Origin of the sequence: Romboutsia timonensis, assembly GCF_900106845.1 — a bacterium.
Classification (GTDB): domain Bacteria; phylum Bacillota; class Clostridia; order Peptostreptococcales; family Peptostreptococcaceae; genus Romboutsia; species Romboutsia timonensis.
On sequence record NZ_LT629850.1, the window covers coordinates 1,363,892 to 1,381,404 of the forward strand.

Below are 17,513 nucleotides of genomic sequence, written 5' to 3' on the forward strand. Positions count from 1 at the left end.
TATTTCTCCTTTATTTTTTATTATTTTAATGATTGGAAATTAAAGTCGAACATATTAACTTCTGCTCCACCTCTTCCAAAGTTTCCTAACCCTCCAGTATTAGCCGGAGTAGTTTCTAAATCAAATAGATAGCTATCTGATTCTTTTAACTTATTCAGTTGTTCTTCTAAACCTTCTAACTTGCCCTCATTTAACTTCACATTATCTATGTCTAGTAAGGCCCTTAAAGCTTTAGAATTTTTACATTTAGCATTATTTAGTGCACCTTCTAATGCATGATCAAACTTCATCTGATTTATTTTACTCTCATAATCAGTAGTAGTTTGTTTATTTAAAGCTTGCAAGTCTTTAATCTGATTAAGTAAGTTCTCATTATCTTTATTATTTTTAGATAACTCGGCTAATTGTGTATCTCTGTCTTTTAACTGTACCTCTAATTCTTTCTTAGCTTGATTAACCTGATCAAACCTAGATTTAGGTATAAAGTTACCATCATCAACCATTATTTTTTTATCACCAAGCTTTTCTGTTACTTGTGAGTATAGTTCCTCACCTAATAATTCTTTTAACATAATATCCTCCTACGTTTTTTAACGTGGTTTCGACCACTTAGATTAAGTTAGCATTTAATTCTTTTACGTCTATTAATAGCTAACCTAAAAAGACGATAAAAAAAAGAGAACTTATAAAAAGTCCTCTCCATAATCTTTAAACCATTTATCTAATTTTATGTTTTTCTCTCCATCTACCCATGCTCTAAGTTCCGTTCCTATTTCTTCTAATGACATAGGTATTTCTGGTACTGTGGTACATAAACCATTCGGATGATCTAAAGGTACATCTTTAACACTAAACACTTGATTATCTCGTTCCCTGCATAATTCACAAGTTCTTCCATGAGAATTAGCACTAATCCACCTAATACCTTCTACATAAGGATTTTTCTCACAACTTCTTTTCTGTGCTTGTTGGAATGCATGATTAACTGCAGTTCTAGCTAATCTTCGAGCATTATAATCAACCTTTTTATTAGTACGAGGATACACTTTCGACCATTCCCAGTCCTTGACTGCATCAGGATTAACATACCTTTCTAAATCCTTAGCTATTTCATATGTACTTTTCTTATTAGCAATACCTTCTGCAATAATATAATCAATATCTTTATTAAATTTCTTAGTATATTCCCAAATACGTTCACTAAGTCCTTTACAATCCTTGTAAGCTTTACCGAATAATATCTCATTCATTGCATCTTTAGGTATCTTAGAAAACATACTTGAAAAAGTATCCTTCATATTCAAGTTGTACTGACTATTAATAGACATAAAAAAATCTAGCTGTACATTATTAGCTAGTTCCGATGATTTTTCTATATTCTTATTAATAATCTTTCCAACTTGCCTATGAATAGTTCTAATTTCTTTTTCTAGTTCATTTTTAAGCTCTTCCAAATACCTTTCCGATAAAGTATTAGGGTTAACTTTAGAAAGTTTCTTAGATACCTTTAAATACATATTTTCATATATTTCTTTTATCTGCTTTTCTTGTTTCTTAGCTAACTTAAGTTTTTTATTTTGAGCTTCTTCGCATAGCTTAAGATAATTTTTAGATGCCATATTCTATTCACTTTCTATAAAGAAATTTTTTTATTTTTCCATTTTTTATAAGCATCAAAGTAAATTTCATTTTTATCTCCATTGTAAGTTATTTCATAGTACATTCCATCACTAACAGTAGTAGATAATAAAGCTTTGTTATTTTGAAGTGTTTTGCAATTCCATACAACGAATACATCATCTGTAGTTAATTCAAAATTATCGGTCTTATCACACTCATTATTAAAGTATTTAACTATTTCTTCTTTACATATGTCTATAAATTTATTCGTTTCCATTATTCATCATCTCCTAAATCGGTTTCAAATTGGCTATAGCTATCTTCTAACATCTGCTTTTCTAATTGTATTTGTTTTAACTCTTCTTCTGCTATATCATCAGTAACATTAGTCCATTTTTTTATAAATGTTTTTCTACTCATAGTTTGAGCATTAACTTTCTGTAAATCTAATGTCATTTCCTCATCTTCATTTTCTTGTAATGGATATTGATTTTCTACAACTACATCAAAGTTTTCTAACTTAGGTAATGTAGTTATACTATAAACTTCATTCATTTCAAGTATAGCTCTTATCATCCACTCTAAAGCTGGACGCCATGACATCATTTTTTCTTCACATCTAGTAATTAATTGCCAATATAAAGCTTTCATACTCTTGCCGCTAGTCATCATACCTTGTAAATCACTATTATTTATCATAGGTATATTTAAAACTTCGTGCATATCTGCTTTTATTCTATTTAAGGTATTTTCCATTCTTGTGTCATAGTTAAAGTCAGTATCTATAGTTCCTATTTGAGCTTGTTTTCCATCCGATGCTATATCTGTAGATACATCCCAATATGCTCCTGGTTTTAACTTAAAATGTTTACTAGCTTCTGGATCTACGTCAGTACCATAAATTATCCTATTCATACCTTTTTTAAGTGCATCTAAATCCTCTGATGTTAATTTATTGTACTCTATACCGTTCTCTAGTATTTCTTCTACATCAGATTCACCTTTTAAATCACCACTTAGTCCATCATTTAAGATTACATAAGCAGGTATCCCACTTAGCTTTAAGTCTACATTAACCGCTAGTGTTTCAAGTAAATCACCATTACCATTATAGAAACCTTCGTTTAATATACATTTACCGTCTACCATTTCATACTTTTGTTTCCATATAACCTGCTTAGATTTATCTTGTTTCTGGTTCATCTGATGGAAGAATATTATCTTTTTAAGTTCATCTACTCTGTCCTCAAAAGGCTCATATACGAACTCTAAACTAGGTACAAACATTACTCTTATAGTTTTAGTAATAGTATCAGCATGAAGCTTTATAGCTATCCTTTTGCCTATAAAACAATCTCTAGCACCTTTTACCAACTTATCTTCAAATAAATTATCTTTAAGAAGCTTATTTATATACTTATTTATTTCTTCTACTTGATCCTGATACTTATCGTCCTCTACTTGTACAGTAAAAATAGGAGTTTTACCAAATAAGAACCTAGCTTCTTCTTTTATTAACTTTTTAATATAATTAGTCTTTTTCTTAGTTGGAGTATAATCTTTTTCATCAACTATCCAATCTTGACCTAGGCCATCATAAATATCATAAAGTTTTATTATTTCATTCATTTCTTTTATAACTTCATTACCATACAATCCACCTAATTCTGCTTGTATTATATTTTGCATATTACACCTCCTATCTACTGTTATAAGTTCTCTTTAAGTCTGCAACTTCATAATCATCTAATCCATACCAAATAGCACTAAAACTATGAGGGTCTATATTAAATTCGTCATATATTATGTTCCCTTTTGCATCTGTAGCATAGGTTAAGTTTTTAAGTTCTTTAACTACATCTTTACATGCATCAGAGCAATATATATTCCTAAATCTTTTAACTTTCTTTGTATTTTGAAGTCTACTTCCTGCGAACTTTTTACATTTCCTCATTCTAAAACCTTGTTGTTGATAATATTTTATAGTTTTAGGTTCTGCACAATCTGCAGTTATTAACTTATCCTTATAATCAGCTATTTCAATAGCCGTTTTATCATCTGTCATTTTATTCTTGTAATATTGATTAAATATATATAAGTCTTTATTTTCATCATCTATAGCCATACTTATCAATGCATTGTATGAAGTTTCAAAACCAAAGTCCATACCATATCTATACCATCTACTAGATATCCCACCAACTTGTTCTTGGATCCATTCATCTGGCATAACTTGAAATTGTGGCAATACTCTTGTACCATTTACCCCATATCTTCCAAGCCTGGCAACTCTATATAAATCAATATCATATGTTTTCATCTTTTCAAGTTCTTCTATATAGTCTTGTGGTAAATAGTAATTATCATCACAAGTTGAATGATGATAATATGTATTATTTGTTATAATTACTCTTTTTTCATACAATTCATCATCGTTCAGAACAATGTTATCATTTTCTTCATCTATAAAATAATGAGAATATGTCCAATTAGCTTTTTCTACAGGGTTAGTTGAACAGATTATATGGTTAGTATCTGTTAAATGCCTTAAACGACCTCTTAACTCTTTAAATGCAGCATACTTACATTCACTACATTCTTCTAACCATACTATCGATACACCATTTATCGATTTAAGTTTAGCAGGTTTATCTAGTCCTTTAAAAATTATTTGAGAACCATTAGGAAATAATATTTTCATAGGAGAACTCTTAAACTTTATTTTATCTTCTAGTCCCATAGCTACAACTATATCTTCAAATAGTGAGTAACAAGAATCTCTTATAGTGTCATATACTTCTCTTACAACTAGGCACTTTCTTTTTTCTTGCTGAAGCTTAAGCAATATCTTAGTAGCAACATGATAGCTTTTAGAACTACCATATCCACCAACTAAAAAATAGTCTTTGTAATCCCAATTAAATATAAAATCTTCAAAGTGATCATTGACTGCAAAACTAACTTCTTCCATGTTTTTCACTTGCCCTTACTACTTTTATAGTTATATCATTATCTTGTTTATTACTTAACTTTCCTACCTCAGCTTTCAGTTTTTCTATTCTTAATCTTTGTTCTTCAGTAACTAACTCTAAGTTATTATTAACCATAGAGTCATATTGCTTTATTAAGTTTCTAAGTTCACTCATGGCTCTACTTTGAGCATTTAAGAAAGTTGCATTTCTATCCCATGCAAATTGAAGTTCGTACTCTGTTTCTTCTCCATTTTCACTTGATTTAATTTTCTTGAGCTCTCTAGCCATATCATCTTTATCTCTAACATACATTATCTTTTGTGCTCTTATTATTGCAGCATATTGTATTGTTATTTGCTCCCACAATATATCAAGTTGATTTTTCTCGAATATTGCTCCTATAAGCTCTTGTGTTTCTTCTGGTAAATACCTAGAAAAGAATCCAAACTTCTCTGCATTTTTATTTTTAAGTTGTCCACCTTTAGATTTTGTTTTTTTATCATTTTTTTGTGAACGTTCACTTTTATTTTCCGAACGTTCATTATCCCAACTGTATGTCTTTTTCCAACGCCTTACAGTTCCATCCGGGACATCTAATTTCTTTGATATTTCAACTAACTTATAACCTTTTTTATAAAGTTCATATGCCTCTTTTACCTTTTCATTTGGCGCTCTTGCCATACCACCACCTCATATATTCGTTTTGGAAAATAAAAAAGAACCCTATTTCTAGAGTTCCATTAATTTAAGTTAAATCTAATATTACACTTTTAAAAAGTGCTAACTCTTTTAAATCAACAGTCGATTTAACTTTTGCATTTTTTAATATTAATTTACTATCTCTACTTTTACATATGACAGCTATTTCTTTTAAAGCTAAAGTAGTGTACTCATTAGCATCAAGTATAACACTTCCTCCAACGGTAACTATATCTTTTATAGATGCAACTGATTTTCTCATTTATCTACCACCTCCATAAAACATATAATTCTATTTAATTCGATAATTTCCTTCTTTTTTCTTATATTTATCAAACTTAGGTTTCTTTCTCATTTCTATATCTAATTCTCTTAACTTACTATCTTCTATATCATGTATCATTTTTATAGCTTCATTTGCATCCTTCCAAACCTTAACCATATCCCTCACCTTTTAATTTTGAATACTAAAAAAGACCCACACGTGAAAGGTATGAGTCCTTCTTAATATTAAACAGAAACTTAAATAATAACCTCTGAAAACGCAGCTTTATTACAAAAAGGCTACTCCTTTCATCCCAATAGGGTATTATTTTTTATTTGGTGCAAGTTGTAGGAGTTGCACCTACCAATACTCTTACTTGCATATTAGGTAGGAGGGGAGTCCTACCTTTTAGAGAAATATACATATTAGGGGAATAATTGAAATTATATAAATTTCTATATTAATATAATAACATATATAAAATTATATTTTGTCCCAACTTTGTCCTTAAAATGTCCCTCATTTTGAATTTGTAAAATTATTAAATAATTCTCGCTCTAGTATATCTGGATATATAGAGTTTATAGCACTTCTTACTAATGATTCTCTTAATTCATAGTATGTAGTTTTGGATATATGCATTTTATCTAATATTTCATATCTAGGAACTCTCTTTCTATTACTCATATATAAAATATCAAATAATTCTTTTTGCTCTAACGTAAAATTATTTATAGCTATTTCTATCTTCCTTTTTTCTATTTCTTTTTGTCTTTTTCTATATTCTAAGTAATTTATTCTTTGTTCTTTTTTTATAACTTCATTTTCTACTAATCTACTTATATTATATGTCGGACCTGTTCTTTCTTCATAGCCTATTGCTCCACATCCTATATACTCATTTTTTATTTCCTCTATATCTAATTCAATTTTTTCTATTGCACTTTTTATCCTCTTGTAATCGAATAATTTACCTTCTGTTTTTCTAAATAATTCACTATATTCTTCTTTAGTCATACTAATCCCCCTCTACATTTTCTATACTTACTTCTATACAAGCCTCTTCTGAATATTCTTTTTCAGCTAATATTGCATAAATATATCTATCATCTTTAAAAGCCTTTCCATTAAGTCCATCAAGTACACTTTTAATATAATTATCAATATCAGCTTTAGTCGGTCTTATTTTACCTTCTAAAGCGTCTATTCTTTTCTTTTTGCTGTAGCTCTTTGGTACTTCAAATTTAAACTTCATTCTTATTCTTATATAATTATCATCAAAGTAATGTCTAGCTCCATATGCCAAACTTACTAAGCTTTCAAATATCCTCGTCTTATCATCTGTAAAAGCTCGTCCTGTATTTGTGTTAAATCGAGGACGCGACTTAGGTACTGGTGCTGACGGAATTGTAAAATCAACTCTCATACTCATTCTCCTATTTCATTAATTAATTTCTGAAATTTATTCTTCAAATGTAGTCTAAAATTCAAATCCTTTTTCTATATTAAACTTATTTGTTCTGTAAGCTCACTTTTACTTAACAACTGATTAAATACTTCATATCCTACCCAATTTTTATTCTCCCATATTCTGCATGAATATAAATCTAATGCATATTTGTGAGCTTCCTCCTCCGTATTAATCCAAGCTAAATAATCTAAACTATATTTCTTTAATCTATTAAATATATCAGTTTCTAGTTTTACCTTAACTTGTTGTAATACTTTATCTTTCCAAACATCATAATCATAGTACTTGTGATCTGTTACTACTGTTGTATGATATGTATGTGTAACCTTGTCTTTACCTGCACCTATTTCTACATGCCTTTCAGACCTGCCTATTGTATATTTACATCTTAAATTCATATTCAATCTCCTATTTTCATTCAGTTATCATTATCAATATATTGATAATTTCTCTTAAAAGTTTTATTTTAACAACTTTCTTCATCTACAATTAATCTTAAATCAGAATCGCTTTTACAAAAAGGACAACATAATAAGTCGTAATCTCTACCTATATAATTCTTTCTTTCTAACTCACTCTCATTATCAAATGTATACTCACATTCTTCGCAATATATTTTAAATTTCATAACTTCCTCCAAATTTCCTTAATGGTTTTATTTTAATTAGAATTTTTATTTTGATTAATAGTTTTCAATTTCTATATCGTCTAATAGTCCATATTCTTCAATCCAAGTTTTCAAAGTTTCAATCTCAATTATAACTTCTACTTCTTTTGCATTAGTATATGTACCATTTTCTTCATTTGAAAATGTTACTTCATCTGCATCACTTATTAGAATTTTGTTTCCTATATCAAATCCTTGCATTTTTAAAAGTCCATTTTTTATCTCATAATTCATTTTAATTTCATCCTCAATTTCCTTTAAAATTTTGATTTTAATTAGAATTTCTGCTGTAATTGTAAATATAATCTAACGCAAGTCTTGGATTATTGCATAAATATAAACTCTTATATCTATTCTGCATCCAAATTTTACATTTATATTTTATTGTATTATTCTTATAGTACTTAATAATTAAATAATGTGCATTACCAAGTGAAAGCTCTTTATATATACTTCCATTCCTATTTTTCTCCCATAACATTAATTTTTTATTTTTCATAATTTCCTCCTAAAACTCCTATCTTACTTACTAAAAACTCTTTCTATTTTTATATTTCCATTTTTATAACATCTTATCTTTAATTCAATTCCACAGTGAGGACAAGATACTTTAACTATTTCAAATTTTTCAAGTACATAGTATTGCCTAGGACAATTAATACATTCTCCTGGTTTGACTATAACCTTTTCGCCATTTAAAACTCGTTTCTCAGCTTCATTTCTCTGTTCTGGTACTATATATTTCATCACTAAAGGACTTATCATAATCTCCACCTCCTATTTGTTAATACAATTATTTATATAATTTTCAATGTATTTCCATTGTTGCTTTATATATGGATCATCTAAACTTCCTCCACTCGAAGTCCAATCTCCTATTCTATTTTTTACGTCTAATAGTATTTCAGTCGGTATATTATAATTTAATATCGCATTATTAAAATCTTCATGAGTATTTATTTTCATATTAAAACTCCTCTTTTAATCTATCTCATTAAGTCTTTCTATTACTCTATCTTTAAATTCTTCAAATGCGTCCTCACTTTCATTGCTTATCACTGCATCAATTATTTCTTCAAACATTTCTAAATACTTATACATATTAATATCCTCCTATTAAAGCCCATCTTTTATTATCTAAACATTTCAAGCATAACATCTGTGAAGGTAGTATTATTAACTTTATACAATCTTTCAACTCTAGCTTCTGTTGTTTTATAATTTATAAAAAATGCTACAGCTAATATACAAATTAACACTAAAGTTTTTACTACAGTTTCAATATTTTCTTCTAAGAATTTATACATAGTTTCACCTCATAAAATATGTTTTTTTGTTTCCTAGACTATAAATCCAAGAGTTTTACTTTTTATACTTTTTTGCTACAATAGCTAGAGCATCAAGTGCTCCAACTACTGCAATAATAATTACACTTAATATTATTAAATCTTTCATAGTTGCTCCTATCTACCTTGATATGTCGCACCACATTTACATTGATATATTATTCCTAATGATGTCACAAGCTTGTACACTACTCCATTACAATACTCACATTTTTCTGCATATGCTCCTAGTATTTTAGCTTTAGCCATAACATCACCTACTTTTCAATATCTTCAATTACTTTTATTTCGGCTGGAATACCTCCACCTACGTATTGAGATATATTGTAAATGTACGCTGCTAAATTAGTCTTATTTATTTTATCTGATTCTAGTATTTCTTCTGATAATCTCTTTAATTGTCTAGAACTTTCATTGTTACACCAGTTCTTTCGGTTGGCATCATTAAACATTTCTATTAATTTTCTATTAGCTTGATCTAATTCTTTACACTTAACTTCTAATTCCTCTAAGTTAGTTTTTAAAGTGCTATTATCTTCTTTTAATGCATCAACTTTATTTTGTAAAAAGTCAGTATCTTCACATAACATCGTATTTTTATATTGTAATTCTTCAATTCTTTTTGCTAAAACTTCTTTAATTTTTTGTTCTGCTTTTAATTCATCTTTTTTAACAGCTATAACCCTATTTTTTTCAGTTATTATATTTATAGCTCTATCTAATTCTGCTTCATGTGTTTTTCTTAACATTAATGAAAATTTCATCTTTAGTTCCCCCTATTAATAATTTAATATCTCTATATCAAAATCTTCACTTATATTTAGTGGTGTGAATGTGGAAGATCCACACTCACATTTATATAATTGACTATCAGTATCTACTTCTAAAAAGTCCTCATAGCTTTCCTTATTGCAACTATTACATCTAAGTAACATACTATCTTTGTTTCTAAACTGTTCTAACTTTCCATATATTAGCCCGTTATCGGTTAAAGCTTGTACATATACTTGCTTATTTTCATCTAAATAAGTTTTTAATACTGTTCCAACTGCTCCTGATTCATGCACTATTAAATCTTTTTTCTTTAGTTTCATATTAATCCCCCTATTTGTAGTACAAAGTTATTAACTCTTTAGTTGTTCTATTAACATATGTATAGCTGTTGTGATTCTGTCTTTCTAAAAGCCATTCCATAAAATCGTATCCAGCATTAGCTAATACTTGCATTTGTCTACGTGTTAACTTCTTACCTTGTTTCATATTACTTGTCCCCCTTTGGTGTAAAGTTATATTCAATTATTTCATCATCTTCATCGAACCTATTAGCTTTTTTCTTCTTAGCTCTCTTACTTAAAGTATTCTTCTTTAATTCTTTAGCTAGTCTCTTTTCTTCCTCTAATTTAAGCCTTTGAGCTTTTGCTTCTATACTTTCAAATGCATAGCAGCAGTTCTTCATTTTTTCTTCTGCTGGGAATAGATTTTCGTATAGTATATCGTGTAATTCACACTCTTCGCTTGTCTTAGTACAGTCCTTACAATTTTTATTAAATAACTGTATTGCAAACTTTTCAAATATAGGTCTTTCCATCCTTACTGTTTTAGATTTCTCATTCATATCATCCTGGAACTTTTTTAATAGCCATTTATCTTGTATTGACATATGAAAATTACTATATCTTTTTATTAATTTATCTTTTTCTTTGTCAGGTAATCGCTCTTGTACACTATTAAAGAATTTATTGTAATAAGTCTTACTAGTTCTTATATATTTTGCTTCCTCTTTTGTCATATTTTCATGTACTACCCATCTGTCTACTATCTCCTCGATCTTATCTGCTAGGCAAAATAGTAGCATCATATCACTAATTTGTTTTTGATTAAGGTAATTAAACATTTTCATCTTATTTCTCCCCCATTAATTTATCTATTCTTTTTCCGTATAGTTTTTTAAACTCATTTGTTACAAGATCTCGTTCCATTACATTAAAATCGTTCCTTGATTTATTCCACTTTATTTCATAGATGGTTATCAGATTATCGAATGCTGGTAGTAATTCCATAACCCCTAGTTTTAACCTTGCATCTGCTTCTATTTCTCTATCTAAATCTTTCTTATTTTCATCTTTCCAGAACTCAAAATTTAAATTCTGGAAAGATGCTATGTTTACTACATCTGTATCTTTTGTAACTTGTTTGTATATTTCCATTTCTCAAACTCCTCCAATTGTTTTTGTGCAATATATTCATCTAGTATCTGACTAAGTGCTACAGTAACTTCATTATGTCCAAAACGGTCATATAACTCATTTAGTGCATTTCTTAGCTCTTCCATACTTGCCCCCTTAGTTAAATCTAGTGTAATTGTGCTGCATTTTTTTATAATATGCCGTTTTTAATTCATCTAAATTAAAACCGAAAGAATATACTAACTCAACAAATGAAGGTATTATTTGTTTTATTAAAGTATTTCTAGCATGTCTTTTGTTCCAGTTTAAAGTTGTTATTCTATAAGATAATTGATTGAAAGTTACTTCTGGAGCTGTTACTTGTATTTCTGGTATTTCCGTTATTAGATCTACTTCTAAAAAATTTGCTAAGTTTGCCATATGACTTAGGAAGTCGCCTAACTCTTCTATAAGATGTTCTCTATTAATCTCTGACTTGTCCCAAAACTTATGAAGCTTGCTTGCATTTAAAACTTCTGATAATTCACTATGTAAAGCTAATATAAGCCACATAGGGACGTTCAATGTTTCACTTGGATATTTTATATCTTTGCTAGTTTCTAAATGCTCTAAGAAGTTCTTTTGCTCCTTATTTGCATATGTAAAATCAATAACTTTATTTTTCATTTTCTAATTCCCCCATTTTCATTTGTTTTTCAAATTCTTGTTCTGCCCATTTAATCGCTTCAAATGCATTCATTGAATATTTATCCATTAAGTATTTTGCACGAGCTATAAGAGACATTCTATTCTCTAATTTAACTATCATATCTCCCACCTACTAACTAGCTTTTATCTTATGAGTAATTTCACAAAGTTTAGTTATAGCTGCGTATTCTTGCTTAAATTTAATAATTCTTCTCGATACTTGAACTTGACTTGTACCTATAACTTTTGCTATTTCTTCTTGTGAGTATCCTTGTGCTGTCATATTAAGAATTAAATTAATATCCTTAATCTCTGAATATTCAGTTCTAGTCATTATTGAATCAACTCTATAATCTTTTTTAGAATCTTCTGAAATTACAGAATCTAATAATGTTATCTTTTCATCATCTGTAACATTAACATCTGAACTTATAACTGTTATGTTTTTATTATTATAATGTTTTCTTACATACCTCTGATAAAAACGTAGCATTGCATTTTTTATCTTAAAAGTAGCTATTGTTGTAAATGCTCCTTTTGTTGCATCAAACTGTTCTGCTGCTTTTATAAGTCCTATACATCCTTCTTGTTTTAGATCATCTACTAAGTATGGATATAAGTTTATAAAAGGCCTGAAATGTTTATATAGCATAAAGTCAACTAGACTTATATTCTCTTCAACTAACTTCTCTATCTCTTCTTTAGTTCTCATATTTCTCCCCTCGCTTCATAGTATTCTGCCTTCCATCCACTCTTTGAAGTTCCATTTTTTCTTAAAAGATGAGATAGCCCAGATCTAGACAACGATAAAAATTTACTTGCATCCAATTGAGTTTCAAAGATATGTTCTTCCCCAGTTTCAACATTGTAAAGTTTTATAGGGCACAATACCTTTATTTGTCTCTTTTTCATTGACTTCTGCCTTTTATATCCTTCTTTATACTCTGCATATTCAATGTAATTTCTATCATGCAGCTTATATACATCTAGTGTTTTATCTACACTTATATATCTAACTGTTCCATCAACTTCATAACCAGCTACACATCTAGCAAATGCTAGATAATTTAAAGCTATTAAATCATCTTCTAAGCTTGGACCTATAGAATTATTAAAATTATTACTTGTTCTTATTAACATCTCAATCTCCCCTTATTTACCAGGGAGCATAAGCTCCCCTTAATTATTTCATTAACTTCATTACTTCCCCACAGTACGGGCATTTTAAAAATTCATCACTACAATTAAAATAATCTATGTCTGTATATGCTGTTTCATTTCTATTACATGTAGTGCATACTAACATTCGTTTGATATCTTCAACTTTCCCTATTCTACTTGGTGGTGTACATATTTCATTAGCTAATATAATCTCTTTTATACATTCTTCAAGCTCTTTATTTAGTTGGTTGCATTTTTCTTCGAAATCTTTATTTTCTAGATATTCAATTAAATCATTGATTAAATCTCTTTGTATAACATTCCATGTATTAAACATATATTTTTCTTCCAATTCTTCAAATCTTTTAAAGGTTTTAAGTTCTTCTATATCTGCAACTTCACCATTTTTCATAATTGATATACATAACTCTTTTCTAGTACTTAAATTTTTAAAAGTAGTAAACTTACCATCTATGATTATTAGTAACTCATAATTCCCAATACTTATCGGCAGTGAGTATAAATCTTGATTATAATCATTAACTTTAGTTTGTATTTTTTCTAATATTTTCATAAATCCTCAATCTCCTCTATTTACCAGGGAGCACAAGCTCCCTTTAATTAAATTTTCCTCTTTGGCTTTCTAGAAGTATCCTCTCAAGTTCATCTGGTGTATATTTTGTAAATGTTTGATTGCAATTATTATGAAATCTAGTATTAACAGCAGGTATAAAAGCCTTTGGTTTGTCAATAATAGGTTTATAATCATTTTTTAGAGCGGATATTAAGTAACCTACAACATCTCTTATATCAGGTTTACTTTTTACTAGTTCTAACTTTTCAATTAAATAACTAATATCTCTGTTAGTAGCTAAGTGTGTATTAGCTACTTTTTTTATTTCTTTTTCTTCTAAGTCAAAATAAGATTTTATTTTATCCTCCACCTCTTTATTAGTGGTTGTAATATTAAGTGTATTATTAAAACCTGTATTATTATCTTGGACATTTTTGTCAGGAGGGGTACTGACATTTTTGTCTATACCCTTATGACATTTTTGTCCGTAGGTACTGACATTTTTGTCACCACCTATAACACCAAGATAAATATGTCTTTCTTTCACTTCTTTAGTTCCTTCTCTGTAAATCATCTTAGAAGATATATACCCCTTGCTTATAAGTTGTTGAATCCATCTAGATACGGTTCTTGTAGTTGTTTTATATAACTCTGCAAAATAATCATTACTCGCCCAGCAATATCCTTTCTCATTGCAAAGAGCTGTTATTTCTCCATATAGTAATTTTGAATTAGGAGTTAAATCTTCATCATATCTAACATTCGCAGGTATAATTGCATAATAACTTTTAGCTATATTTTCTTTTCCCAAATTTAACACCTACTTTTTATCTTCTGTATAGTTTGATTGCTTGGAATACTCCAGCTAAAACTAGAGCATCCCATATAATCACCATTATTATTAAATTCATGTCTAAACCTCTAATGTTACCTGTTCATCTATATCTGCAAATTTATCTTCATCTAATGGAGTAAAATCTGCATCTATAAATTCTTCTTTAGGCTCATATTTAGTAAGTAAATCTAAAACTTCTTGAACTTCATCAAACTTAAGCTCTTTTAAACAATATCCATTACTCTCACAAAATTCTTGCATCTTAGATATATCCTTTGGATTATCATAGTCATATAAACCTTTCATAGATGCTAACTTCATAATCCCTTGTTTTTGTCCTGGTGTAGCATAACCAACTTTAACTTCTTTTTCGGGTAACTTATCAGGTACATTTTGTATTTCTGCCGCATCGTACATCCCTTGTAAATCCTCTGGGAATGCTTCTCTTAAAGCTGTTACCATAGCACACTTTCTTATCATCACACATGGCATTTGCTTCCAAGTACTTTGACCTTTTGAGTATTCTTCCATACTAACTTCAGACCTAATAGGGAACTTCATATCTTTTACATATACTTCGCACCATCCACCTACTAAAATCTCTTTAGGTGCTTTTAAACTACCTTCTCGATAATCCATACTTCCATCAGGTTTTAAAATTACTATTCCAGCTTTCATTCCTTCAAAGTTAGGATTTCTATAAGCTCTTTTAACAAATACATCTTTACCGACTACTATATTTGCTGGTGAGTTTCCAAACTTAATTAAGTAAGCTTCTCTTATAAACGGATTAAGTTTTTGAGCCTTACATAACTCTATAAACATTAACGTCTCCTGATCCGTAACTGCTCCATTTCCACTTACTAAGTAATTCTTAACTGTTTCTGCAGTTAATACTTGTCCTGTCTCTGTTTTAAACTCCGCTAAACTTAAAGCACTTTTATTTATTGAAACTGAATTATTCATATGGCAATCCTCCTACTTAATAGTTAAACTTGTACCAGTTTTAAGCTCTACACCATCTATAATTAAACCGTCTTTTAAATCTTTTAATAAAGCTTTTTTATCTACTTTTTTAACTTGCTCTATAGTTATATAATTTAAAGGTATAATTGCTTCATCCAATATATTTACCGCTCCTGGTGTCTTTCTGATACTTATATTCCCTAAACTAGTTTCTAGCTTCTTAACTCCCCTTAATTCCATACATTCCTTTGTGTATTCTTTTAGTCTATCTATATTATTTTTCTTAACTTTCTTTAAATCTGTAAGTCTTTTTATTTCAGTATCTATAGCATCTACTGTAGCTTCTAAGTTTCTAACTACTGCTACTATTCCTGTAGATTTAGTTTCTATTTCAGCTTCTATAATAGCTTTTATCTGTTCCACTTCTTCGACTTCATGCATATCTCTTAATGCAACTAAATCTGTGCTTAATTCGTATAAATTCATTGATATTTCCTCCTAAGTTTCATATAATATAATCAGTTTAATTTTTTTGTTTTGGCCTTTTTTAAGGCTCTTTTTTTTATTAAAATGGTAATTCTTCTGCTCCTACTGATTCAAAGTAGTTATAAGCCTCTATATCCTCTTCTAAACTATCTGTTTCTTCTTTATCTGATAGAAGTTTAAGCATTTTTTCAATTGCTCCTAATTGACCATAGTAAAGCCATTTTTCTTGACTCTTGATATCATGTTCTACCTTTACTTTTAAATATTCATCTGTTCCTGGTAATGCATCTAACATAGTGTTAAAACATTTATCTATAACCGCTTGTGTTTCTACTATACTTTGATTTAAAGCTCTTACATCACTTTGTAAGATTTTCTTTATTGCTTCCATTTTAAGCACCTACCTTTATTCTTTTATACTCTCTTAAAGCATAGAATTTTTTGTCTATATCTTTATCTTTGAATTCTTCTATAAAGTCTTGAAGTATCTTTATATTCATTTAATTCACCCCCTCCCAATTATCTAGCCAATTTAAAAATGGTTGAGTAGGTATTTTATATAACCTTCCTACTTTTATGACTTTAAACATATTATCAGTTGCTAATGCTTGTCTTATTAGACCGTATGCAGTCTTTTCGCATACTCCTAATAACTCAGCTATATCTGTTGCGGTTAATACCTTTTTCATTTTATTCCTCCTAAATTCCATATTTTATAGCCATATCTTTTACTATTGATACATAGCCTTCTATAAGTTTTTTATCTTCTGATATTACATCTAAGTAGTTAGCCTTATCTCTCTTACTCTTAGAAACACCCTCTTCTGCCATTCTTCTACGTTTATTAGTAAGTCTAATATCTAAATTAACTCCAAATCGTTTATTTAATAGTTCATAGCTTTCTGATTTAAGTAAGTTTATATGTTCAAATCCACCTTGATTTCTAGCTATTTTAGCAATTAAAGTTTGAGTTTCACTCCTCCAACTAGTAGTATCTAAACTAACTACTTCTTTTATGGACTTAACTTCTTCCTGTGCTTCGGTTGCTAACCTATTAGCTCTTAGTGCATTATTATTAGCTTGATTTACTTGTTGTCTCATATCCTTTAAACTTTGAGCTTGCATAATTATTAAATCTTCTATACAAGTTGGTTTTTGCTCTTTAATCTGTTTTCTCATTGCAAAATATTCTCTTCTAAATTTCTTTCTAAGCTCTTTTGCTTTATCAGTTCTCATAAGACTTACTAAAGTAAAATATCCTTGCTCTGATAATATGTAGATATTTTTTGAATTTGCTATGGATTGCTTGGTAAATCCTAGTTCTAAAAGTGAACCGATACTGTCGGTTGAGTTTTTTAAATCTAAAATATCAATACCTTCCTCGAATTCATCAATATTTTCATTTATTAATGACTGAATGTCATTTAGTCTTACTCCATGTATTTCAGCTATTGTCTTAGCTAGTACAACTTTTTCTCCTTCTCCAAATCCACCTTCTATAACTGGTATTTCTTTACCTAAAAATTCTTGAACTCCAGTTATTTCTATTTCTGTTTGTGCTATTGCTAAACTTGACAT

The 17,513-nt window shown here is 28.9% G+C and carries 35 protein-coding genes; all 35 read right to left on the bottom strand.

Annotated elements, in window-relative coordinates; genetic code table 11:
• Window positions 1–20 precede the first annotated feature (20 nt).
• The 35 genes from BN7997_RS09020 to BN7997_RS09155 all read right to left on the bottom strand — a co-directional run bounded on the left by BN7997_RS09020 (window position 21) and on the right by BN7997_RS09155 (window position 17,513).
• Window positions 21–572, bottom strand: coding sequence for a phage scaffolding protein (locus BN7997_RS09020; protein ID WP_071120478.1), 552 nt, complete (start codon window positions 570–572; stop codon window positions 21–23).
• A 111-nt stretch (window positions 573–683) separates the two neighbouring features.
• On the bottom strand, window positions 684–1,619 hold the full coding sequence (locus BN7997_RS09025; RefSeq protein ID WP_071120479.1) for a structural protein: 936 nt from the start codon (window positions 1,617–1,619) through the stop codon (window positions 684–686).
• A 14-nt stretch (window positions 1,620–1,633) separates the two neighbouring features.
• Window positions 1,634–1,897, bottom strand: a complete 264-nt coding sequence (locus BN7997_RS09030) for a DUF6275 family protein (protein ID WP_071120480.1) — start codon at window positions 1,895–1,897, stop codon at window positions 1,634–1,636.
• Window positions 1,897–3,309 carry a phage portal protein gene (locus BN7997_RS09035; RefSeq protein ID WP_071120481.1) on the bottom strand — a complete coding sequence of 471 codons (1,413 nt, stop codon included), beginning with the start codon at window positions 3,307–3,309 and terminating at the stop codon, window positions 1,897–1,899. The genes BN7997_RS09030 and BN7997_RS09035 overlap by 1 nt, the downstream gene beginning before the upstream one ends.
• A 10-nt stretch (window positions 3,310–3,319) precedes the next feature.
• Complete coding sequence (locus tag BN7997_RS09040; protein ID WP_071120482.1) at window positions 3,320–4,591, bottom strand: PBSX family phage terminase large subunit; 1,272 nt, start codon at window positions 4,589–4,591, stop codon at window positions 3,320–3,322.
• On the bottom strand, window positions 4,578–5,273 hold the full coding sequence (terS, locus tag BN7997_RS09045; RefSeq protein WP_071120483.1) for a phage terminase small subunit: 696 nt from the start codon (window positions 5,271–5,273) through the stop codon (window positions 4,578–4,580). Before terS ends, BN7997_RS09040 begins: the two co-directional genes overlap by 14 nt.
• A gap of 64 nt (window positions 5,274–5,337) precedes the next feature.
• Window positions 5,338–5,553: a hypothetical protein gene (locus BN7997_RS09050; protein WP_071120484.1), complete on the bottom strand. Its 216-nt coding sequence runs from the start codon at window positions 5,551–5,553 to the stop codon at window positions 5,338–5,340.
• Between the two features lie 30 nt (window positions 5,554–5,583).
• Window positions 5,584–5,733: a hypothetical protein gene (locus tag BN7997_RS15590; protein WP_154665244.1), complete on the bottom strand. Its 150-nt coding sequence runs from the start codon at window positions 5,731–5,733 to the stop codon at window positions 5,584–5,586.
• 342 nt (window positions 5,734–6,075) lie between these two features.
• On the bottom strand, window positions 6,076–6,573 hold the full coding sequence (locus tag BN7997_RS09055) for a DUF1492 domain-containing protein (RefSeq protein ID WP_071120485.1): 498 nt from the start codon (window positions 6,571–6,573) through the stop codon (window positions 6,076–6,078).
• A gap of 1 nt (window position 6,574) precedes the next feature.
• Window positions 6,575–6,982: a RusA family crossover junction endodeoxyribonuclease gene (locus BN7997_RS09060; RefSeq protein WP_071120486.1), complete on the bottom strand. Its 408-nt coding sequence runs from the start codon at window positions 6,980–6,982 to the stop codon at window positions 6,575–6,577.
• 74 nt (window positions 6,983–7,056) lie between these two features.
• Window positions 7,057–7,425, bottom strand: a complete 369-nt coding sequence (locus tag BN7997_RS09065) for a hypothetical protein (RefSeq protein WP_071120487.1) — start codon at window positions 7,423–7,425, stop codon at window positions 7,057–7,059.
• 68 nt (window positions 7,426–7,493) lie between these two features.
• Window positions 7,494–7,655 carry a hypothetical protein gene (locus BN7997_RS15595; protein ID WP_154665245.1) on the bottom strand — a complete coding sequence of 54 codons (162 nt, stop codon included), beginning with the start codon at window positions 7,653–7,655 and terminating at the stop codon, window positions 7,494–7,496.
• 54 nt (window positions 7,656–7,709) lie between these two features.
• Window positions 7,710–7,928, bottom strand: coding sequence for a hypothetical protein (locus BN7997_RS09070; protein WP_071120488.1), 219 nt, complete (start codon window positions 7,926–7,928; stop codon window positions 7,710–7,712).
• 37 nt (window positions 7,929–7,965) lie between these two features.
• Complete coding sequence (locus BN7997_RS09075; RefSeq protein ID WP_071120489.1) at window positions 7,966–8,193, bottom strand: hypothetical protein; 228 nt, start codon at window positions 8,191–8,193, stop codon at window positions 7,966–7,968.
• 23 nt (window positions 8,194–8,216) lie between these two features.
• A complete protein-coding gene (locus BN7997_RS09080; RefSeq protein ID WP_083335062.1) occupies window positions 8,217–8,459 on the bottom strand; it encodes a hypothetical protein in 243 nt (80 codons plus the stop codon).
• Window positions 8,460–8,471: 12 nt separating this feature from the next.
• Complete coding sequence (locus BN7997_RS09085) at window positions 8,472–8,660, bottom strand: DUF6877 family protein (RefSeq protein ID WP_071120490.1); 189 nt, start codon at window positions 8,658–8,660, stop codon at window positions 8,472–8,474.
• Window positions 8,661–8,827: 167 nt separating this feature from the next.
• Window positions 8,828–9,001: a hypothetical protein gene (locus BN7997_RS15600; RefSeq protein ID WP_154665246.1), complete on the bottom strand. Its 174-nt coding sequence runs from the start codon at window positions 8,999–9,001 to the stop codon at window positions 8,828–8,830.
• A gap of 156 nt (window positions 9,002–9,157) precedes the next feature.
• Window positions 9,158–9,289 carry a hypothetical protein gene (locus BN7997_RS16230; RefSeq protein ID WP_278335250.1) on the bottom strand — a complete coding sequence of 44 codons (132 nt, stop codon included), beginning with the start codon at window positions 9,287–9,289 and terminating at the stop codon, window positions 9,158–9,160.
• Window positions 9,290–9,297: 8 nt separating this feature from the next.
• Window positions 9,298–9,804, bottom strand: coding sequence for a hypothetical protein (locus BN7997_RS09090; RefSeq protein WP_071120491.1), 507 nt, complete (start codon window positions 9,802–9,804; stop codon window positions 9,298–9,300).
• A 15-nt stretch (window positions 9,805–9,819) separates the two neighbouring features.
• Entirely contained in the window at window positions 9,820–10,134 is a 315-nt protein-coding gene (locus BN7997_RS09095; protein ID WP_071120492.1) for a hypothetical protein, read from the bottom strand.
• A gap of 10 nt (window positions 10,135–10,144) precedes the next feature.
• Entirely contained in the window at window positions 10,145–10,300 is a 156-nt protein-coding gene (locus BN7997_RS15605; RefSeq protein WP_154665247.1) for a DUF6906 family protein, read from the bottom strand.
• 1 nt (window position 10,301) lies between these two features.
• Window positions 10,302–10,940, bottom strand: a complete 639-nt coding sequence (locus tag BN7997_RS09100; RefSeq protein WP_071120493.1) for a hypothetical protein — start codon at window positions 10,938–10,940, stop codon at window positions 10,302–10,304.
• Window position 10,941: 1 nt separating this feature from the next.
• On the bottom strand, window positions 10,942–11,247 hold the full coding sequence (locus BN7997_RS09105) for a hypothetical protein (protein ID WP_071120494.1): 306 nt from the start codon (window positions 11,245–11,247) through the stop codon (window positions 10,942–10,944).
• The gene (locus BN7997_RS15255; RefSeq protein WP_083335063.1) at window positions 11,208–11,372 is read right to left on the bottom strand and encodes a Spo0E family sporulation regulatory protein-aspartic acid phosphatase; all 165 of its coding nucleotides are present in this window, start codon (window positions 11,370–11,372) and stop codon (window positions 11,208–11,210) included. The genes BN7997_RS09105 and BN7997_RS15255 overlap by 40 nt, the downstream gene beginning before the upstream one ends.
• A 10-nt stretch (window positions 11,373–11,382) precedes the next feature.
• Window positions 11,383–11,892, bottom strand: coding sequence for a dUTP diphosphatase (locus BN7997_RS09110; RefSeq protein WP_071120495.1), 510 nt, complete (start codon window positions 11,890–11,892; stop codon window positions 11,383–11,385).
• A complete protein-coding gene (locus BN7997_RS15610; protein ID WP_154665248.1) occupies window positions 11,882–12,034 on the bottom strand; it encodes a hypothetical protein in 153 nt (50 codons plus the stop codon). Before BN7997_RS15610 ends, BN7997_RS09110 begins: the two co-directional genes overlap by 11 nt.
• A 12-nt stretch (window positions 12,035–12,046) precedes the next feature.
• Window positions 12,047–12,625: a sigma-70 family RNA polymerase sigma factor gene (locus BN7997_RS09115; RefSeq protein ID WP_071120496.1), complete on the bottom strand. Its 579-nt coding sequence runs from the start codon at window positions 12,623–12,625 to the stop codon at window positions 12,047–12,049.
• Window positions 12,622–13,053 carry a hypothetical protein gene (locus tag BN7997_RS09120; RefSeq protein WP_071120497.1) on the bottom strand — a complete coding sequence of 144 codons (432 nt, stop codon included), beginning with the start codon at window positions 13,051–13,053 and terminating at the stop codon, window positions 12,622–12,624. The genes BN7997_RS09115 and BN7997_RS09120 overlap by 4 nt, the downstream gene beginning before the upstream one ends.
• Before the next feature lie 43 nt (window positions 13,054–13,096).
• Window positions 13,097–13,648 (bottom strand): hypothetical protein, encoded by a 552-nt coding sequence (locus tag BN7997_RS09125; RefSeq protein ID WP_071120498.1) that lies wholly within the window; start codon window positions 13,646–13,648, stop codon window positions 13,097–13,099.
• Between the two features lie 43 nt (window positions 13,649–13,691).
• Window positions 13,692–14,459 (bottom strand): helix-turn-helix domain-containing protein, encoded by a 768-nt coding sequence (locus BN7997_RS16030; RefSeq protein ID WP_071120499.1) that lies wholly within the window; start codon window positions 14,457–14,459, stop codon window positions 13,692–13,694.
• Between the two features lie 102 nt (window positions 14,460–14,561).
• Window positions 14,562–15,449, bottom strand: coding sequence for a phage recombination protein Bet (gene bet / locus BN7997_RS09135; RefSeq protein WP_071120500.1), 888 nt, complete (start codon window positions 15,447–15,449; stop codon window positions 14,562–14,564).
• Between the two features lie 12 nt (window positions 15,450–15,461).
• A complete protein-coding gene (locus tag BN7997_RS09140; RefSeq protein WP_071120501.1) occupies window positions 15,462–15,935 on the bottom strand; it encodes a siphovirus Gp157 family protein in 474 nt (157 codons plus the stop codon).
• Between the two features lie 79 nt (window positions 15,936–16,014).
• Window positions 16,015–16,326, bottom strand: a complete 312-nt coding sequence (locus BN7997_RS09145) for a hypothetical protein (RefSeq protein WP_071120502.1) — start codon at window positions 16,324–16,326, stop codon at window positions 16,015–16,017.
• Between the two features lie 109 nt (window positions 16,327–16,435).
• A complete protein-coding gene (locus BN7997_RS09150) occupies window positions 16,436–16,624 on the bottom strand; it encodes a helix-turn-helix domain-containing protein (protein WP_071120503.1) in 189 nt (62 codons plus the stop codon).
• Window positions 16,625–16,634: 10 nt separating this feature from the next.
• A complete protein-coding gene (locus BN7997_RS09155; RefSeq protein WP_083335066.1) occupies window positions 16,635–17,513 on the bottom strand; it encodes an ORF6N domain-containing protein in 879 nt (292 codons plus the stop codon).

Excerpts from the sequence above, each read along its gene's own strand:
- BN7997_RS15600 (WP_154665246.1), bottom strand. The coding sequence starts at position 9,001 with ATGTATAAATTCTTAGAAGAAAATATTGAAACTGTAGTAAAAACTTTA.
- BN7997_RS15595 (WP_154665245.1), bottom strand. The coding sequence starts at position 7,655 with ATGAAATTTAAAATATATTGCGAAGAATGTGAGTATACATTTGATAAT.
- BN7997_RS09060 (WP_071120486.1), bottom strand. The coding sequence starts at position 6,982 with ATGAGAGTTGATTTTACAATTCCGTCAGCACCAGTACCTAAGTCGCGT.
- BN7997_RS09140 (WP_071120501.1), bottom strand. The coding sequence starts at position 15,935 with ATGAATTTATACGAATTAAGCACAGATTTAGTTGCATTAAGAGATATG.
- bet (WP_071120500.1), bottom strand. The coding sequence starts at position 15,449 with ATGAATAATTCAGTTTCAATAAATAAAAGTGCTTTAAGTTTAGCGGAG.
- BN7997_RS16230 (WP_278335250.1), bottom strand. The coding sequence starts at position 9,289 with ATGGCTAAAGCTAAAATACTAGGAGCATATGCAGAAAAATGTGAGTAT.
- BN7997_RS09075 (WP_071120489.1), bottom strand. The coding sequence starts at position 8,193 with ATGAAAAATAAAAAATTAATGTTATGGGAGAAAAATAGGAATGGAAGT.
- BN7997_RS09035 (WP_071120481.1), bottom strand. The coding sequence starts at position 3,309 with ATGCAAAATATAATACAAGCAGAATTAGGTGGATTGTATGGTAATGAA.
- BN7997_RS09030 (WP_071120480.1), bottom strand. The coding sequence starts at position 1,897 with ATGGAAACGAATAAATTTATAGACATATGTAAAGAAGAAATAGTTAAA.
- BN7997_RS09085 (WP_071120490.1), bottom strand. The coding sequence starts at position 8,660 with ATGAAAATAAATACTCATGAAGATTTTAATAATGCGATATTAAATTAT.
- BN7997_RS15610 (WP_154665248.1), bottom strand. The coding sequence starts at position 12,034 with ATGATAGTTAAATTAGAGAATAGAATGTCTCTTATAGCTCGTGCAAAA.
- BN7997_RS15590 (WP_154665244.1), bottom strand. The coding sequence starts at position 5,733 with ATGGTTAAGGTTTGGAAGGATGCAAATGAAGCTATAAAAATGATACAT.
- BN7997_RS09120 (WP_071120497.1), bottom strand. The coding sequence starts at position 13,053 with ATGTTAATAAGAACAAGTAATAATTTTAATAATTCTATAGGTCCAAGC.
- BN7997_RS09090 (WP_071120491.1), bottom strand. The coding sequence starts at position 9,804 with ATGAAATTTTCATTAATGTTAAGAAAAACACATGAAGCAGAATTAGAT.
- BN7997_RS09110 (WP_071120495.1), bottom strand. The coding sequence starts at position 11,892 with ATGAAAAATAAAGTTATTGATTTTACATATGCAAATAAGGAGCAAAAG.
- BN7997_RS09105 (WP_071120494.1), bottom strand. The coding sequence starts at position 11,247 with ATGGAAATATACAAACAAGTTACAAAAGATACAGATGTAGTAAACATA.
- BN7997_RS09155 (WP_083335066.1), bottom strand. The coding sequence starts at position 17,513 with ATGTCAAGTTTAGCAATAGCACAAACAGAAATAGAAATAACTGGAGTT.
- BN7997_RS15255 (WP_083335063.1), bottom strand. The coding sequence starts at position 11,372 with ATGGAAGAGCTAAGAAATGCACTAAATGAGTTATATGACCGTTTTGGA.
- BN7997_RS09150 (WP_071120503.1), bottom strand. The coding sequence starts at position 16,624 with ATGAAAAAGGTATTAACCGCAACAGATATAGCTGAGTTATTAGGAGTA.
- BN7997_RS09125 (WP_071120498.1), bottom strand. The coding sequence starts at position 13,648 with ATGAAAATATTAGAAAAAATACAAACTAAAGTTAATGATTATAATCAA.
- BN7997_RS09050 (WP_071120484.1), bottom strand. The coding sequence starts at position 5,553 with ATGAGAAAATCAGTTGCATCTATAAAAGATATAGTTACCGTTGGAGGA.
- BN7997_RS09095 (WP_071120492.1), bottom strand. The coding sequence starts at position 10,134 with ATGAAACTAAAGAAAAAAGATTTAATAGTGCATGAATCAGGAGCAGTT.
- BN7997_RS09100 (WP_071120493.1), bottom strand. The coding sequence starts at position 10,940 with ATGAAAATGTTTAATTACCTTAATCAAAAACAAATTAGTGATATGATG.
- BN7997_RS09070 (WP_071120488.1), bottom strand. The coding sequence starts at position 7,928 with ATGAATTATGAGATAAAAAATGGACTTTTAAAAATGCAAGGATTTGAT.
- BN7997_RS09080 (WP_083335062.1), bottom strand. The coding sequence starts at position 8,459 with ATGATAAGTCCTTTAGTGATGAAATATATAGTACCAGAACAGAGAAAT.
- BN7997_RS09115 (WP_071120496.1), bottom strand. The coding sequence starts at position 12,625 with ATGAGAACTAAAGAAGAGATAGAGAAGTTAGTTGAAGAGAATATAAGT.
- terS (WP_071120483.1), bottom strand. The coding sequence starts at position 5,273 with ATGGCAAGAGCGCCAAATGAAAAGGTAAAAGAGGCATATGAACTTTAT.
- BN7997_RS09020 (WP_071120478.1), bottom strand. The coding sequence starts at position 572 with ATGTTAAAAGAATTATTAGGTGAGGAACTATACTCACAAGTAACAGAA.
- BN7997_RS09040 (WP_071120482.1), bottom strand. The coding sequence starts at position 4,591 with ATGGAAGAAGTTAGTTTTGCAGTCAATGATCACTTTGAAGATTTTATA.
- BN7997_RS09065 (WP_071120487.1), bottom strand. The coding sequence starts at position 7,425 with ATGAATTTAAGATGTAAATATACAATAGGCAGGTCTGAAAGGCATGTA.
- BN7997_RS09025 (WP_071120479.1), bottom strand. The coding sequence starts at position 1,619 with ATGGCATCTAAAAATTATCTTAAGCTATGCGAAGAAGCTCAAAATAAA.
- BN7997_RS09055 (WP_071120485.1), bottom strand. The coding sequence starts at position 6,573 with ATGACTAAAGAAGAATATAGTGAATTATTTAGAAAAACAGAAGGTAAA.
- BN7997_RS09145 (WP_071120502.1), bottom strand. The coding sequence starts at position 16,326 with ATGGAAGCAATAAAGAAAATCTTACAAAGTGATGTAAGAGCTTTAAAT.
- BN7997_RS15605 (WP_154665247.1), bottom strand. The coding sequence starts at position 10,300 with ATGAAACAAGGTAAGAAGTTAACACGTAGACAAATGCAAGTATTAGCT.